Raw genomic sequence first — 15923 nt, forward strand, 5'->3', positions numbered from 1 at the left:
ATTTTTCCTGCCATTAGGGGTATGCTCTTTTTCAAACGATATATATAACAAAGGTCCCATTATCTTAACTCAATATGATGCAAAGGGAATTGATTGATAAATATTTCAGGAACGAATGTTCTGATGACGAACGAAGACAGGTACTGGAATATTTTAGGAATAATCCCGAAGAATGGAACAGATACCTGAACGAGGAAGACTGGGATGATTTTATCGTGAATGAAGACCTGGCGCCAGGTCATTCAGCAGCGTTATTCAAGGAAGTAAGCAAACGAACCTTCAGAAAACCTGGAAGGAGCACACTTGTCTGGCTGGCTGCTGCAACCGTTGCGTGCCTGCTTATCGCTTCTTTCTGGCGGTATCTGGCAGTGAGAGAAACGCCTGGGCAAACAACAATAGCCAATACTGGTAAGAATGGTCAGCTGACAGAGAAGAAAAATGATACCCATGTTGCTATGCGCGTACAGCTGGCAGATGGTTCGACTGTATTACTGGCACCCGGTAGCTATATCCGGTATTATGAGCCTTTCCTGGCATCGCATGGTCGTACGGTGCACCTATGGGGGAAAGCCCTGTTTGATATAACAAAAGATAACAGCCGGCCTTTCACTGTCAATGCGGATATGCTGGCCACGACAGTACTGGGCACTTCATTTACCGTGGAGTCAGTCGCTGAAAGCACTTTCATCAAAGTGAAGCTGCATGAGGGTAAGGTACAGGTAGCAGCTGCTGATACTATTGCGCAAACCTGGAATGGTAAAGAGGTCTTATTTCCCGGAGATGAACTGATCTATAATAAAACGACCATGCTGGCCAGTGTAAAACGACATGTGGCAGCGGAACAACTGGTCAGGGCTGCACCGGCATTGGATAAGACGCATAGTGTACGCAGACCCGATTCTTACACCTTCGACATCTCACCGCTGTCAGAAGTGTTCGATCAGCTCAGCATTTATTACCAGGTAGAGATCTATTACTATCCTTCTGAGATAAAGAATAAATACTTCTCCGGAAAGATGCATAAAACAGATACGCTTTCAACAATACTGAACGATATAGCAATACTAAACCAACTTGTCATTGAGAAAAACCAGGATCGTTACATCATAAGAAAGAAAAATTAGCCAAAGTATGTAGACGTAAACTATTGGATATCGGATCGCTGACAGGATCAGCGACAGGGACCTTATTTGCCTAATATCAGACATTACACAGAAAATGAAAAAGTGCAATTCCACGTATGCGCTGCTATGCGTAGCAGCCATTATGACGCTCATTCCATGTAGCCTGCATGCGCAGCAAAGCCGTGCAGATGTATCAGGTATCGTAAAAAGCGAAGAAAGCGGAGAACCGCTCTGGGGAGTGAGTGTTACCGTTAAGAATGCGGCGAACAGTTTTACTGCCTCCGTACAAACTGACAGCGCCGGCTTCTTTACCTTCACCCGCTTACCTGCCGGTCCGGGATATACCTTCGCCTTCTCCTTCATTGGATATGAAAAACAAACGCTTGCCGGCTATAACCTGAAAGCCGGCGCAGCGTTTTCCCTGCGGGTAGACCTGAAGAACAGCGAACAGAAAATAAATGAGGTCGTGGTCGTGGGCTACGGCTCTATGCAGAAGAAAGACCTGACAGGGTCTATCAGTCAGTTAAAAACAGCCAGACTGGAAAAGGAAAGTCCGCGTTCTATACAGGACCTGTTACGTAGTGGTGTGCCAGGTCTCTACGTCGGACAAAACACTTCTGCCAAAGGTGGAGGCGATATGCTCGTTCGCGGGCAACGATCGCTGAAGGCCAGTAATGATCCGCTCATTGTACTGGATGGTGTGATCTTCTTCGGAGAACTATCCGAGATCAATCCACAGGATATAGAACATTTTGACATATTGAAAGACGCTTCTGCGGCAGCTATCTACGGTGCCAAGTCAGCCAATGGTGTCATTATCATCACTACAAAAAAAGGCACTTCCGATAAGCCGGCTATCCGGTTTGATGCAAACAGGGGCGTTGCCACCCATGGTAAGAAACGCGCAGTATATGACGCTCCCGGCTATCTGCAATTCCGTTCTGATCTTTTCAACAGTACTACCCGGTGGGCCGCGCCGGGAAAGTATGTCAACCCCACACCTGAAAATCTTAACAGGTACGGTATCACACTGGATGACTGGCTCGCCTATGACGCCTTAACCGGTACACCGGAAGAGATCTGGACACTACGTATCGGCCTCTTTGAAAAGGAAAGACAGAACTATGCCAGGGGCAGGACATACGACTGGTTCGACGGCTCTTTCCAGCACGGGATACAGCAGAATTATAATGTAAGCTTTTCCGGCAGAAGCAAAGATGCGCTCAACTATTACATGTCCATGGGGTACCTGAATAACGAAGGTATTGTAGTAGGCGATAAATACCGCTCCTACAGGTCGAATATAAAAATAGATGGTAAAGTCAATAAGTGGATGCATACAGGCGTGAATATCAACTTCCAGGACAGGTCAGATGGTAATCTGGCTGCCGACTGGGGCGGACAGATCATCAATAATTCTCCCTTTGCCAATCCACTGGACACTAACGGTATCCTTGACGGGCAGCCCATGGGTGCCAGTGTGAACCAGGGCACCAATACGGCCTATAGCAACCAGTTCAAACAGCTGGAAAAAGGCTATACAGTGCTGAACACCACCATCTATCAGACTATCAAACTTCCATTTAATATTAGCTACCAGCTGAACTTTTCTCCCAGGATGCAATGGTTCTACAACCGGTACCACGAGTCCTCGCAAAATCCGCTGTGGGCCGACAATGGAAAGGTTATAAGAGAGAATACCAAAAACTTCGACTGGCAGATTGATAACATCATCACCTGGGACTATACATTCGCCAAAAGGCATAAAGTGAAAATGACCCTGCTGCAAAATGCAGAAGAGCATTTATCCTGGAATGAAAGTATCACTGCCCGGGACTTTTCTCCGACGGATGCTCTCGGCTTTCATAATATTGGCGCTGCCAATCCGTTAAAGACGACCATCAGCAGCAATGACCAGCGCAGTACCGGCGATGCCTTAATGGCCCGGCTGTTCTATGCATACGATAACCGCTATATGCTGACGGCCTCCGTACGCAGAGACGGCTATTCTGCCTTCGGTGCTTCTCACCCAAGGGCCACTTTCCCCTCACTCGCATTTGCCTGGAACTTTACAGATGAACGCTTCTTTCATTTTAATGCAATGAGCACCGGTAAGCTGCGGTTGTCCTGGGGAATGAACGGTAACCGCTCTATCGGGATCTATCAGGCGTTGTCTAATCTCACCACCGGGGCAGGCCGCTACGCCTATGTGCAATCGAATGGAACGGTGTACGAACTGTCTCAGTTGTACGTAGACCGCATGGCCAACTATGACCTGAAATGGGAAGCCACTTCCTCCTGGAATATCGGTCTGGACTTCGGCTTCCTTAACAACCGGATCACTGGTAATATGGAGCTCTACTACATGCCGACTACCGACCTGCTGATGGACCAGTCCTTACCCGACTTCACAGGCTTCAGTACGGTAACGACCAATCTCGGCGAGGTGGTGAACAAAGGATTTGAACTGGGTATCACTTCACAGAATATACAGAAAAGAAATTTCGACTGGACCACGACCTTCGGCTTCTTCTTCAACAGAAATAAGGTAAGACATCTCTATTATACCTATGAGGACATGCTGAATGCGGATGGTAAAATAGTCGGTTCAAAAGAGATCGACGATATCTCTAACGGATGGTTCATTGGCCGGGATATTGCCGCTATATGGACCTATAATGTACAGGGCATCTGGCAGGAACACGAAAGAGAACAGGCAGCGAAATATGGAGAGATCCCGGGCGATGTGAAAGTGGAAGACGTAAATGGGGACGGTAAGTATACTAATGAAGACAAGCGTTTCCTGGGTTCTACCACACCACGCTTCCGGTTTACGCTACGGAATGATTTTATGTTGTTCCGAAACTTCGATCTCTCATTTAACATCTATGCTAACTGGGGACACAAAGCCACCAATACAGATTACCTGAACAACTTCGGTTCTCAGGCAGACAGGATCAATTCCTATATCAGGGAATACTGGACGCCGGAGAACCCTTCCAATACCTACGCACGACTGAACTCAACCAATGTGCAGAACATCACCCCGTCACGTGTGATCGATAAAACGTACATCCGCCTGGACAATATATCCGTATCCTACTCGCTGCCGGCCGATATTGCCCGCAGAATGGACATGACCCAGCTGAAAGTCTATGCAGGTATCCGCAACGTGGCGGTGTGGGCTAAAGACTGGGAATACTGGGATCCGGAAACGACTTCTCTGATGCCAAGGTATTACACAGTAGGAATCACTGCTTCCTTTTAATGTTTCAAACTGAATTGATATGAAGACTATGCTGAATAAAGTAACAAGGATAGTGTTGCTGACACTGACTATTCAAGTACTGGAAGGATGTTCGAAAGACTTCCTGAATCCTGATCCCATGTCTTTTTATGAGCCGTCTATTACCTTTACCTCCAAGGAAGGATTACAGGCAGCTATTACCAGCTGTAACAGGAACCTGACCTACGTATGGACAGGTGAGGGAGCGCCGCTGCTGACTGACCTGCTCTTTTCAGACGTGGCTATTGACGGTACGACAGATAAATCCGGCCCGGCCCAGGACCTGAATGCAATGATCACACCCACGTCTAATAACAATGACATCAATACCAATAAGATCAATTTTTTCTGGTTTGAAGGCTATAAAGGCATTAAATATGCCAATACGATCGTCACCAACCTGGATAGGGTGCCCGGCCTCGATACTACGCTGCGGAACCAGATGATGGGCATGGCTTATTTCCATCGTACGTTCCGTTACATGTGGCTCATCTTCGACTTTGGAGATGTACCCCTGCTGACGAAAGAGATCACTTCTCCCAAGTTCAACTTCCGGTCCACCAAAAGGCAGGTCATCCTGCAAAAACTGGTGGCAGATATGGAGTTTGCAGTGCAGCATGTACCTGCTACCGGCGATTACGGTACTGTCACCAAAGGTGCCTGTCAGCAGTTATTGATCAAATGTTACCTGGCTGCGGGTGAGTTTGATAAAGCAATAGCAGTTGCTAATACACTGATCAATGCGTCCGGTTACTCCCTCATGATGGACCCCTTCGGTACGTTCGTCAACCCAATGCCCGCAGTCCATAACATTACCCGCAATGTTATATGGGACCTGCACCGTGCACAGAACAAGTCGATCGCTACCAACAGGGAGACGATCTTTAACATCATCAGCCGGGAAGATTTCGCCAATAGCCGCCAGAACATGGTGACCATGAGAAATGCCCTTCCGTTTTATTCCGGTACAGGTAATCAGCTGATCACGACTCCCTCCGGCAAACAGGGGTTAAGCACCAGTTACACGCAGACAAAAGACAAAATAGACCTGCGTAAGACGTACGGTAGAGGTATTGCTAAAACAAGGCCTACCTGGTACAGCAGTTTTACCATATGGGAAGACAGCAGTGACCTTCGTCACAGCAGTAGTACGGGCAACTGGATGCATATGGAAGACATGGTCTATAACCACCCCTCATTGCTTAGCAACGGAGACACCTACTACGGACAAAAACTTCAGAAGTATAACGCAGCCGGTAAGATACTCGTGAATGATACGATCAGGACATGGTTTGACTGGCCCCATTATAAGATATGGGTAGAGACGCCAAGATCGGAAACGGTCGACAATTATGATGGCGGCGCCAGTGACTGGTATATCTATCGGCTGGCAGAAACATATCTGTTACGTGCAGAGGCTTATTTCTGGCAAGGAAATATGGCTGCTGCTGCCGAAGATGTAAATACGATCCGTCGTCGTGCACACTGTACAAAAATGTATGCCGCCGGTAATATGAACATAGGGGTAATTCTGGATGAAAGAGCGCGGGAGCTGTACTATGAAGAACTGCGCCATATGGAACTCAGCCGCATCTCTTACATCTTTGCGACCACAGGAAAGTCCGATGAATTCGGCAAGACCTATCAGGTAGATAACCTGTCAAAAAGCAGCTACTGGTATGAAAGGGTCAGTAAGTATAATAACTATTATAACAAGGGCGTGAAAACAGTCTATGGTACACAGTTCACCGTCAGCCCATACCATTTGTTATGGCCGGTACCACAGTCTGATATAGACGCTAACAGGAACGGACAATTGAACCAGAATTTCGGGTATTCCGGATACGAGTTTAATCAGGCGCCGATAGATAATCTGGAGGAGGCTATCCGTGCGCAGGATTAGTGTGCGGTATAGCCTGGGACTATAAACGAAAAGCGCCGCTACAGTAAAGGATGTACCGGCGCTTCTGTTATTATATTGTCTGATGGTAAGCAGGTTGCTTATGCTGTCACTGGCAGTTTACTTTCCAGGTGTCTGATCACAAATGATTTGATCTGTGTATAGGCATCATCTCTGGCTTCTGCATAAGAGATGTTATACTTCCGCGTAATGGTCTGCATCTCTGCCGGGAATCTTTCCAGTAATTTATCATAGTAGACATCCAGCTCTTCCTTGTTGGGTAGTTCATAACCAATTTGTAACTGGAACCGTCTTAACAGTGCCTTATCGATGATATGCGCATGGTTGGTAGCAGCGATCAGTAATGCTTTTTCCGGGAAATAGTCGATCAACTGTATCATAGTATTCACCAGCCTTCTCATTTCCCCCACGTCTTTGTCGTCGTTTCCACGGGCCTTACCTACCTGGTCAAATTCATCCAGGAATAGCACGGCTCTGTCCCTTGTGGCCTTATCGAATACCTGTTTGATATTCTGAGAGGTTTCCCCGATGCGTGCGGACACAATACTACTCAGGTCGAGGATCAGGAGCGTCCTGTTCAATGCCTTTGCGATGGCTTTGGCAGTTGTTGTCTTCCCGCAACCGGAACTACCATGCAGCAGCAGTTTATTATTGACAGGCAATCCGAACTTATGCAGTTCTTCTATGTGGAAGTGTTCTTTGATCAGCTGCTCAATTTTTGTTTTGTTGTCATGACTTAACAACACATCACTCAATGATACCTGCTCTCTGTCGTTTATAATAAAATCGGCGACGTTCATCTGTACTTACCTGTTTTATATATGATGGAGGTAGCAGACCAGCGATCTGCTGCCTTTGCGGATGTAAAATTAAAAAGGAAATGAGTATCCTGCCAGGGCCAAAAGGCATAAAAGCAGGTAGTCCAGCCTTTATTGATTAAAAGCCAGTCTGCTCTTCATTTCTTCCACTACATTATAGATGATCGGACAACGGCCATAATGGGAAAGTGTGGCGAAAAGCCTTCTGTTGAACTTTGGCATATGCAGACCCGGAAACTCCCTGCACTCTGAGAAACGCTGTTCGTAGATAGTACAGCAGTTATTCTTCAGAAAGTGGCATGGGATCGTATTCATGATCATCATGCTGTCATTGGAGCCGGTTTCGATGTACGCCCCCTTTACGTCGGCTTCCGTCCGGTCCAGGTGTGTGGCCAGCCGGGTCAGTTCCTCTGCAGTTACGTTGATCATCAGGGAGCGGCAGCAGTTGCCACAGGCTGTACAATCTATCTGAGGCGTGACAATAGCATCCAGCTCCTGTACCAGCGCATCGATCTCATCTGCATCTTTTGATTGCAGAAATGTTCTGAATGCCTGATTCTCAGCTTCCTTCTCCTGGCCGATGGCCGCAATTTCCGTAAGTGTGGTAATGATTTTCAAGCCGCAAAGGTACGTAAATAACTACTGTCCGCACCGGCTAAAATGCCATTGTCAGGGGTAAGATGTCTGAAATGCCCTGAATGGTAAAGTCTGGCTTTAGTTCTTCACAGATCGCCGGATGTCCATAACCATAAGCCGCCCAGCAGGAGCGGATGCCGCAGTTGCTCGCAAAAAGTATATCGGCATGGGTATCACCAGTCATTAAGACCTCCCGGCCATCTTTTATATTAAATTGCTTTTTAATGACAGCCTCATACATCATGGTGTCAGGCTTGGGCTTCAGTTGCAGCTCCGGCATGACGCCTTCTGCCATGATCAGGTCCGTGAGTGCATGGAGTCCGTGGGACTGTAATGATTGCTCCACCGCTGCAACCCCCTTATTACTCAATACAATGACCGTCTTGCCTGCTGCCTTCAGCTGTTGAAAGACGGTCAGGGCGCCATCAAACAGGACCGTCAGCCGGGGATCGTGCTCCATATATAGCCGGCGGTAGGCCTTTACCAGGACGTCCGTATCTGCCGTTGTCACTTGTGCTGCATCCGGGTGTAGTACCCTGAGTGTTTCGTGCAGGTTGATACCTGTGCTGACGGCCTTCAGGATCGCAGCTTCTTCCGGTATTTTAACCCCGCTTTCTTCAAAAGCATGTTGCAGGGAATAGACAATAGTAGGAAGCGTGTTGCAGATAGTGCCGTCATAGTCAAACAGGTAGTAGTTGAATGGATGGGTGTTCGTCATGGTTCCGTTTGATGGTGAAATATGCGCCCAAAATTACCGAAATAGGACATACCTGCCATTTTGGAAGGATTTTATCTGCTGCCCTTACTCCCCTGATACCCGGCAGCTCTCCGCCTTCGACCTGGCCAGTGTGGAATACCTGCATATTCAACTGTCTGCTACGCATCATAACATTCGTCTCAGTCTTATACGCACATACTGTTGCAGGAGGACCGGATACGCATTAAATATAACATTACACACGATCATCACCGGCATCCATCGCCATTGATAGCTCAGCGCATGTCCCGTGAGGAGCAGCATTACCAGCAGTAAGCCATAGTGGGGGGCCGGCATCAGGCAAAGAGGGGCACAAATAACTACTTTGTTGCTTTTCCGGGAATGGAATACCTTTAGTCCATATGAACGATGCCGAAATATTAGCCGCTTTCCATGCCAGGAGGTACCATTACGATACCTACCTGCAGGCCAACGATATCCAGCAGTATACCTGTCCGGGATGTGGTTTTCCATCGCTTAACGAGCGGGGAGGTTTTAACATATGTGATGTGTGTACCTGGGAAGATGATGGTCAGGATGACCATGCAGAGGGGCTGATAGCCGCATTGCGGGTGGAAGGTGTGCAAATATCCGGGCCTAACGGACAACTGTCTTTAACAGACAACAGGATGAATATAGGACGGATACTGGAAACAAATACAGAACTGATCAACGGTGAGATAGATTTTGATGTGGCCAGGGTGTTGCAAACACTGGATTTCTACCGGCAGCGCAAAGTGGAGATAGAAGGAAGAATGACAGGAGAGGAATCTTTGCAGGACCATATTCTCCTGGAATGGAAGGAGGTAAAGAAGGATTTGCAGATGGCATTGATAGTGCCAAAAGAATAAAATAGTTAAAATAATGTAGTGCAGCAGCCTTCAGATGTAAAGATCTGAAGGCTGTTGTCATTATACAGATAAGGTACAGGTCATCGTCTGTTATGGAATGCTCCTGCCTTATCTCAGTGCTCTTTTTCCGGGTCGGTCAATGAGACTTTCGCCCCGATATGGAGGAGCCGTGTACCAAACATCCGGTAGTGTTTTTGCGTACAACCAGGAATAAAATGACGCTTTTAGTAACAGCACAAAAACGCTGCGGGGGGGTAAAAAGTAAGAAGCGCATAAGGGAATGGTAAGAGACAGGTAAGAGCGCGGTAAGAAACTGGTAAGAAATGAGATAAAAAGTAATTTTTTTGTTAAATAGTCCCCCTAAAGTGGCTACTGGTTTGTAGAAGATGTTGTCAGGCTATAATTTTGTGTCTGAAGAAATAGTGAACATGTCAAAGCATTTGTCAATTAAGGGGGTCATATGGATACTGCTCATTACAGTGTTTGCTGTAAAGTCATGTGATTTCTTTATTCACTATGGTAGTAGTTTTAAAGCATACGATATAGAGAATGCCGGCGATGAAGCGCCCACTCCTGATAAAGGTGAAGATTGTTTTAAGAGTGTCAAGAAGATCTTTTCATACTTTGGGGATGACATCCTGTCAAATATAAACTGGGCAGCACCGCTGTCAACTCAATGGTGCGTCTATAGTTTTTTCATTTTTAAGGAACCGCTCAGAGACGTACTGACACCACCTCCTAACCACCATACTGCCTGATATTACTCACACTGACCTTAGGCGTTTTCTGTGCGCAGGGCAGATCCGTTTTTTTATATCACACTATACTGAGTTTGTCCGGTACATGACTTATGTGTATGTACGGTTGAACTTATGTGTCTGTGCGGTTGATTGTCTTGTGTGCCTACTCATTTTTAGCAAACGTATTCAGGCAGTGACCTGGTTACTGTAACTGATTTCATTTATTACCTCATATCAATATCTTTTTATGAAGAAAAAGAAGCATGCAGACGCTCCTTCGCCGTGGCAAAGGCTGGTGAGTTTATTGCATCATGAACGCGGCTCTATTAACTATATTTTTATTTATGCTGTACTGATAGGTGCGATCGGACTGACGCTTCCGCTGGGAACAACAGCGGTTTACAATCTGTTGTCCAACGGTTCCATGTATAGCTCTACCTATATATTGATCGCTGTCGTACTGATAGGTGTAGTCATTGTCGGCGCATTGCTGATCGGCCAGTTAACTCTGGTAGAATACCTGGAGCAGAAGATATTTACAAAAGCCTCCATGGAATTTGCATACCGTCTGCCGCGTATTAAGAAAGAAGAACTGGAGGGCGAACATCCACCTGAACTGGTGAACCGTTTCTTTGATATTCTCACCATTCAGAAAGGTTTAACCAAACTGCTGGTAGATATCGTTGCCGCCTCTGTACAGATATTTTTCAGTGCTATCCTGCTTTCTTTTTATCACCCGGTATTCATGGCGGTAGGACTTTTCGCTATTCTCGCCATCGGACTGGTGATCCTGTTGTATTACAAACAAGGGGTACAGACCAGCATGGAGGAATCAGGTCATAAGTATGAACTGGTCGCTCACCTGGAAGAAGTAGCCGGTGACCTGGACAAATACCGTGGCAATCCGGACATGATGAACCAGGTGGTAAGGACGTCCGACGTTATCACCGCAAGGTACCTGTCTGCACGTAATGATCATTTCAGTGTGTTAAGAAAGTTCTTCATCAGCTCTGTGGCCGTGCGCACTATTCTAATGGGTGGACTGTTGCTGCTGGGTAGCTACTTCGTGGTGGAAAGGCAAATGACTTTCGGACAGTTTGTGGCTGCTGAAGTGATAGTCGTGCAGATCAGCTATGCTGTAGAGAAACTGATGACGAATCTGAACACCATTTTTGACATGGTTACCGGCAGCGAGAAACTGGCTGTAGTAACTGATCTGGAATTAGAAGAGGAAAAATAACAATGACTAATCTAGCACATAATAAAGTACATCATACACAGATGGAGTCACTGTGTGTACAGTCCCATCAGGAGCTCATTAATATCAGGGCTTCACGTATACTTGGCAGGATCATTACGGTCCTCCTTATCATGTTCTTCATTATTCTCTTTTTGCCCTGGCGCCAGACTATTCCCGGCAGAGGTACCGTTACCGCATTGACGCCGGAAGACCGTCCGCAAACCGTGCAGAACCAGATCGGTGGCCGCATAGAGCGCTGGGCGGTTCGTGAAGGACAGGAAGTGAAGAGGGGCGACACGATCCTGGTGATCTCTGAGACCAGTCAGTCGTACTTCGACCCCGAACTGCCTTTACGGCTGAATGAGCAGCTGGAAGCCAAGAAAGGAAGCGAATTGGCGGCTATACAAAAGATGGAAGCCACCAATGCACAGATCAGCGCTTTGAACAGCGGTTTGCAGTATCAGTTGCAGGCGGCCGAGAACAAGGTCCGCCAGTCTGAAAACTATGTCAGGATAGACAGTGCCGACCTGGTGGCGGTGCAGAATTTATATGAGACCTCCAAAGCCCGTTTACAGCGTTATGAGGCCGGCTATCAGAACGGCTTATTCTCACTCACGGATATAGAGACCCGTCGTTTGAAACTGCAGGAAGATAATGCGAAAGTGATCGGTCAGCAGAGTAAGCTGAATAACTCAAAGCAGGCATTGCTGAACGCCCGCATAGATCTGGATAATATCAGGGCCAAGTACCAGGAATCGCTGGCGAAAGCACAGTCAGATATGAGTTCTGCATTGTCCAGCCGTGCCAGTGTAAAGGGCGAGATCGCCAAGCTGCGCAATGATATTTCCAATATCACTATCAGACGTGGTCTTTACATAGTACGTGCACCACAGGACGGCTATGTTGTTAAAACACTGAAGGCGGGTATTGGTGAGAACATTAAGGAAGGCGAATCTATTGCTACACTGCAGCCACTGCATCCGCAGGTAGGGGTCGAACTGTATGTTAACGCTATGGACGTACCGTTGATCCTGGATACGAGCGACGTACGTCTTCAGTTTGAAGGATGGCCGTCAGTGCAGTTCTCCGGATGGCCGTCAGTAGCCGTAGGAACCTTTGCAGGTAAAGTATGGACCATTGACCGCGTAAGCAGTAAAGGTGGTAAATACCGCGTGTTGATCAAACCGGCTGTACCCGTTCCTGTAAATGATGAGCCATGGCCGGTTCAGCTCAGACAGGGGTCAGGTGTGTATGGCCGTATCATTCTTCGTTCCGTACCACTATGGTATGAGATCTGGCGACAACTGAACGGTTTCCCGCCAAGTCTGGAAGAGGAACCTTCGGAGAAGATGACCGATGGTAAGAAATAGTTAAGACGGTAAAATTATTTATATAACATGATGATGAGATTAAGACGTTATATAGCTGCCAGTTTGTTCGTGTTACTGTTGCCGGGCGTAAGCGTATTTGCGCAAACGCCACAGGCAGCGGATACGGGTAGGGTGTTTTCGCTGGAAGACCTGGAAGCAATTGTTTTCAGTCATCATCCTATTGTGAAACAGGCCGCATTATTAAGCGAAGCTGCAAGGGCTAACGTATTACAGTCGCTGGGATATTTTGATCCTGCACTGAAGGCCGCATTTGCACGTAAATTATTCGGGAATACAGAATATTATGATAACTGGGGTGGAGAACTGAAAGTACCATTATATGTGGCAGGTGCCGATCTGAAGGTCGGTTATGACCGCAATGTCGGCCCTTATACAGCGCCACAGTATTATACAGGGAACACTGGTCTTACAGCAGTAGGATTAACCATACCGCTGGGTCAGGGGTTACTGATCGATGCACGACGCAGTACCCTGTGGCAGGCCAGGGCCATGGTGAACTATGCAGAAGCAGATAAGGTGAAGCAGATCAACGGCGTATGGTTCAGTGCTGTGCAGGATTACTGGAACTGGTATTATGCCTACCGGGAATATATGCTGGTGAAAGAAGGGGTAGACCTGGCCATGAAGCGCTTCCAGGCGGTGAGGAATCAGACGCTCCTGGGAGACAAGCCACCTATTGACTCCATAGAGGCAGGTATTATCGTACAGGAAAGGGAGATCCAGCTGACAAAAAGTGTGATTGAATTACAGAACGCCATGCTCGTCTTGTCCAACCACTTATGGAATGAGAATGGCAATCCGCTGGAACTGCCTACGAACGCCGTCCCTCAGCAGGTAGACCAGAACCTCGCACTGCCTAACAGGGAGCTGCTGGATGCGTTATTAGGTCAGGCAGATAAGAGACATCCGGAACTGGTGAAGCTGCGCGCCAAGGGGGACCAGCTGGATATTGAACGCCGTTACAGACAGGAGACACTGAAGCCCAAGGTGAATGTCAGCGGGGCATTATTATCCAGAAGAAGGGACTTCAGCACACATGTACCGGAGTATTATGACTTTAACTGGAATAACTACAAGATAGGGGTAGAGGTGGCCTTTCCGTTGTTCCTGCGTGCAGAGCGTGGTAAACTGAAGGAAGTGAAGATCAAGCAGCAGCAGTTAGACTATGACCTGATACAATCAGGCCGTGAGATCGGTAATAACATTACGGCGTCCTATAATAGTCTTACTGCCTATAAGTCCCAGATGACGGTGCAGATCCAGAGTATTAATAATCAGCAGTTACTACTGACAGGTGAGTTGCAGAAATTCGATCTGGGAGAAAGTACCCTCTTCCTCATCAATAGCCGCGAGAGTAAACTGATCGATATGAAGATCAAGCGGGAAAGCATTATCTCGGGTTATCAGAAAAAGCTGGCAGAGCTGTACTACAAAGCGGGTACAAGACAAAACCAGCCTAACTTATAAACAGATCAGTCAGCACAGCGAGCGATATTGTGTCAGCATCCCGGTTACGCGTGTAGCCGGGATGTTTTGTTGATGTACTACTGTACCATACAGGTAAATACCGCTGATTTCCGGGAGTATTTTTATGTAGTACATTAGTATCTTTAGCGGTAAGAATGCATCTAACTATGAAACTAAGAGCTGCTATAATTGCTTTGTTGTTACCGCTGGCCGCATTGGCCCAGGAAGAGAATACGGAAGAAACCTGGAAGCCAGCCAGTGCAGAGAGCCAGGCCTATCGTGAGTATAGGCTGAAAACTACCACTCCGCCCTATGGCCTTGCAAAGGTAAAAGCCCTGATCCAAAAGAACGCCTCCAGCGAGGAGGACTTTACGGTGATGCCTGCTAAAGACTATTTGTCGCTTACGCTCCGCGAGAAATTTACCTATCATATGATCAATCCGGAATCATATAGCCAGAACTGTGATGTCGAACCTCCTATCCAGGATGAGCACAAAAAGATATTCGGTCATCTGCCAGACGTTTATGCTGAGCTTAACTGGAGTGAACGTCAGCGTGACTTCCTGCAGGCTAACAGGGACTCTGTAATGGCTATCATTAAGGAATCTGCTAACCGTAGTAAACGGCTGGGGCTCAACTATAAAATGGCACTGGTAGAGATCAATGCTGTTGAGATGGTGCCGTTCCTGGTGGAATTCTTCAAACGCGATCACAAAGATCTGGACATACTTACGGTATTGATGGAGTTGATGGAACAGACGAAATATGAACCATTTATCAAATCAGCTTCCCATACCAAACTCTATAGTAAGAACAGTACCTATAACTCGTTCCTGGTGTTCAACCAGGCTAATGAAGACCTGATCATACAAAGGGCGATGGCTATGTATAACGCTGCCAACTAATGATATTCTCACTGCTGATAAGTTTATTGCTGACTGATACGTCTTTCGTACAGGTACCTGCCGGCGATTACTGGGTCGGCGCTAAAGGCCATGCCCTGAATCCTCAGCGAAAGGTGCATGTTGATGCCTATGCTATCGGTACAACGGAAATCACCAATCAACAGTTTGCCGCATTTGTAGCTGCTACGCATTATATCACTGATGCGGAGCGGCTGCACAATGCCATGGTTTTCGAACCGGGATTGAAGGAATTTCGCTGGTTAGAAGATAGTACTGCCTGCTGGCGGTATCCTAATGGGGTAAGCCGGGGCGGTATTGAAGAAAAAATGCAGCATCCTGTCACGACTATCAGCTATAACGACGTACAGGCCTATTGTCAATGGGCGCAGGTAAGACTTCCCTCGTTCGAGGAATGGGAGATCGCTTCCCGTGCCGGCGCAAAGACCACCTATTTCTGGGGAAAGGACAGCCGCTTGATCGGTCGCTATGCAAATATCTGGCATGCCCATGACCACCTGGAGGCAGATGCAACCGACGGATATGTATATACAGCTCCGGTAGCCAGTTTTGAACCTAACAGCTGGGGGCTTTACGACATGTACGGTAATGTATTTGAGTTTTGTGAAGGGCATCTGAAAGAGGAGAAAACGGTGCATGCACGGGGCGGTTCATGGTGGTGTAGCCAGCATTCCTGTCACTATTTTAACTCAGTGGATATCGGAAGGGTGCACAGAATGGCCTCTTTCAGCAATCAGGGGTTCCGGGTGGTGAGGCGATGACAGCCATG

At 47.3% G+C, this 15923-nt stretch carries 14 protein-coding genes; 10 read left to right on the plus strand and 4 right to left on the minus strand.

Annotated elements, in window-relative coordinates:
* Positions 1-74: 74 nt before the first annotated feature.
* The 3 genes from GWR21_RS28900 (at position 75) to GWR21_RS28910 (ending at position 6313) form a co-directional block, all read left to right on the plus strand.
* A complete protein-coding gene (locus tag GWR21_RS28900) occupies positions 75-1124 on the plus strand; it encodes a FecR family protein (RefSeq protein ID WP_162335170.1) in 1050 nt (349 codons plus the stop codon).
* A 94-nt stretch (positions 1125-1218) separates the two neighbouring features.
* Entirely contained in the window at positions 1219-4392 is a 3174-nt protein-coding gene (locus tag GWR21_RS28905; RefSeq protein ID WP_162335171.1) for a SusC/RagA family TonB-linked outer membrane protein, read from the plus strand.
* Positions 4393-4411: 19 nt separating this feature from the next.
* Positions 4412-6313 carry a RagB/SusD family nutrient uptake outer membrane protein gene (locus GWR21_RS28910; RefSeq protein WP_162335172.1) on the plus strand — a complete coding sequence of 634 codons (1902 nt, stop codon included), beginning with the start codon at positions 4412-4414 and terminating at the stop codon, positions 6311-6313.
* A gap of 98 nt (positions 6314-6411) precedes the next feature.
* Here GWR21_RS28910 and GWR21_RS28915 read toward each other — a convergent pair whose 3' ends face one another.
* The 4 genes from GWR21_RS28915 to GWR21_RS31975 form a co-directional block, all read right to left on the minus strand.
* On the minus strand, positions 6412-7131 hold the full coding sequence (locus GWR21_RS28915) for an AAA family ATPase (RefSeq protein ID WP_162335173.1): 720 nt from the start codon (positions 7129-7131) through the stop codon (positions 6412-6414).
* A 129-nt stretch (positions 7132-7260) separates the two neighbouring features.
* Positions 7261-7767: a YkgJ family cysteine cluster protein gene (locus GWR21_RS28920; RefSeq protein WP_162335174.1), complete on the minus strand. Its 507-nt coding sequence runs from the start codon at positions 7765-7767 to the stop codon at positions 7261-7263.
* Between the two features lie 37 nt (positions 7768-7804).
* Positions 7805-8503, minus strand: coding sequence for an HAD family hydrolase (locus GWR21_RS28925; RefSeq protein ID WP_162335175.1), 699 nt, complete (start codon positions 8501-8503; stop codon positions 7805-7807).
* A 165-nt stretch (positions 8504-8668) separates the two neighbouring features.
* Positions 8669-9016, minus strand: coding sequence for a glycosyl-4,4'-diaponeurosporenoate acyltransferase CrtO family protein (locus GWR21_RS31975; RefSeq protein WP_394367241.1), 348 nt, complete (start codon positions 9014-9016; stop codon positions 8669-8671).
* On the opposite strand from GWR21_RS31975, the gene GWR21_RS28930 reads away from it, so the two are divergent.
* From GWR21_RS28930 to GWR21_RS28960, 7 genes are all read left to right on the plus strand, one after another.
* Positions 8905-9393 carry a CPCC family cysteine-rich protein gene (locus tag GWR21_RS28930; RefSeq protein WP_162335176.1) on the plus strand — a complete coding sequence of 163 codons (489 nt, stop codon included), beginning with the start codon at positions 8905-8907 and terminating at the stop codon, positions 9391-9393. The two genes, GWR21_RS31975 and GWR21_RS28930, sit on opposite strands and share 112 nt — an antisense overlap.
* Before the next feature lie 428 nt (positions 9394-9821).
* Positions 9822-10151 (plus strand): hypothetical protein, encoded by a 330-nt coding sequence (locus GWR21_RS28935; RefSeq protein WP_162335177.1) that lies wholly within the window; start codon positions 9822-9824, stop codon positions 10149-10151.
* Positions 10152-10380: 229 nt separating this feature from the next.
* On the plus strand, positions 10381-11373 hold the full coding sequence (locus GWR21_RS28940) for an ABC transporter transmembrane domain-containing protein (protein ID WP_162335178.1): 993 nt from the start codon (positions 10381-10383) through the stop codon (positions 11371-11373).
* A gap of 2 nt (positions 11374-11375) precedes the next feature.
* Positions 11376-12743 carry an HlyD family secretion protein gene (locus GWR21_RS28945; RefSeq protein WP_162335179.1) on the plus strand — a complete coding sequence of 456 codons (1368 nt, stop codon included), beginning with the start codon at positions 11376-11378 and terminating at the stop codon, positions 12741-12743.
* Between the two features lie 27 nt (positions 12744-12770).
* Entirely contained in the window at positions 12771-14231 is a 1461-nt protein-coding gene (locus tag GWR21_RS28950) for a TolC family protein (protein WP_238430076.1), read from the plus strand.
* A gap of 167 nt (positions 14232-14398) precedes the next feature.
* Complete coding sequence (locus GWR21_RS28955; protein WP_162335180.1) at positions 14399-15136, plus strand: hypothetical protein; 738 nt, start codon at positions 14399-14401, stop codon at positions 15134-15136.
* Positions 15136-15915 (plus strand): formylglycine-generating enzyme family protein, encoded by a 780-nt coding sequence (locus GWR21_RS28960; protein WP_162335181.1) that lies wholly within the window; start codon positions 15136-15138, stop codon positions 15913-15915. The genes GWR21_RS28955 and GWR21_RS28960 overlap by 1 nt, the downstream gene beginning before the upstream one ends.
* Positions 15916-15923: the final 8 nt, after the last annotated feature.

Origin of the sequence: Chitinophaga agri (assembly GCF_010093065.1) — a bacterium.
GTDB lineage: Bacteria > Bacteroidota > Bacteroidia > Chitinophagales > Chitinophagaceae > Chitinophaga > Chitinophaga agri.

Bases quoted from the DNA above. Each gene is read 5' to 3' on its own strand.
- GWR21_RS28930 (WP_162335176.1), top strand. From the start codon at position 8,905: ATGAACGATGCCGAAATATTAGCCGCTTTCCATGCCAGGAGGTACCAT.
- GWR21_RS28915 (WP_162335173.1), bottom strand. From the start codon at position 7,131: ATGAACGTCGCCGATTTTATTATAAACGACAGAGAGCAGGTATCATTG.
- GWR21_RS28925 (WP_162335175.1), bottom strand. From the start codon at position 8,503: ATGACGAACACCCATCCATTCAACTACTACCTGTTTGACTATGACGGC.
- GWR21_RS28905 (WP_162335171.1), top strand. From the start codon at position 1,219: ATGAAAAAGTGCAATTCCACGTATGCGCTGCTATGCGTAGCAGCCATT.
- GWR21_RS28960 (WP_162335181.1), top strand. From the start codon at position 15,136: ATGATATTCTCACTGCTGATAAGTTTATTGCTGACTGATACGTCTTTC.
- GWR21_RS28945 (WP_162335179.1), top strand. From the start codon at position 11,376: ATGACTAATCTAGCACATAATAAAGTACATCATACACAGATGGAGTCA.
- GWR21_RS28955 (WP_162335180.1), top strand. From the start codon at position 14,399: ATGAAACTAAGAGCTGCTATAATTGCTTTGTTGTTACCGCTGGCCGCA.
- GWR21_RS28950 (WP_238430076.1), top strand. From the start codon at position 12,771: ATGATGATGAGATTAAGACGTTATATAGCTGCCAGTTTGTTCGTGTTA.
- GWR21_RS31975 (WP_394367241.1), bottom strand. From the start codon at position 9,016: ATGGAAAACCACATCCCGGACAGGTATACTGCTGGATATCGTTGGCCT.
- GWR21_RS28910 (WP_162335172.1), top strand. From the start codon at position 4,412: ATGAAGACTATGCTGAATAAAGTAACAAGGATAGTGTTGCTGACACTG.
- GWR21_RS28940 (WP_162335178.1), top strand. From the start codon at position 10,381: ATGAAGAAAAAGAAGCATGCAGACGCTCCTTCGCCGTGGCAAAGGCTG.
- GWR21_RS28935 (WP_162335177.1), top strand. From the start codon at position 9,822: ATGTCAAAGCATTTGTCAATTAAGGGGGTCATATGGATACTGCTCATT.
- GWR21_RS28900 (WP_162335170.1), top strand. From the start codon at position 75: ATGATGCAAAGGGAATTGATTGATAAATATTTCAGGAACGAATGTTCT.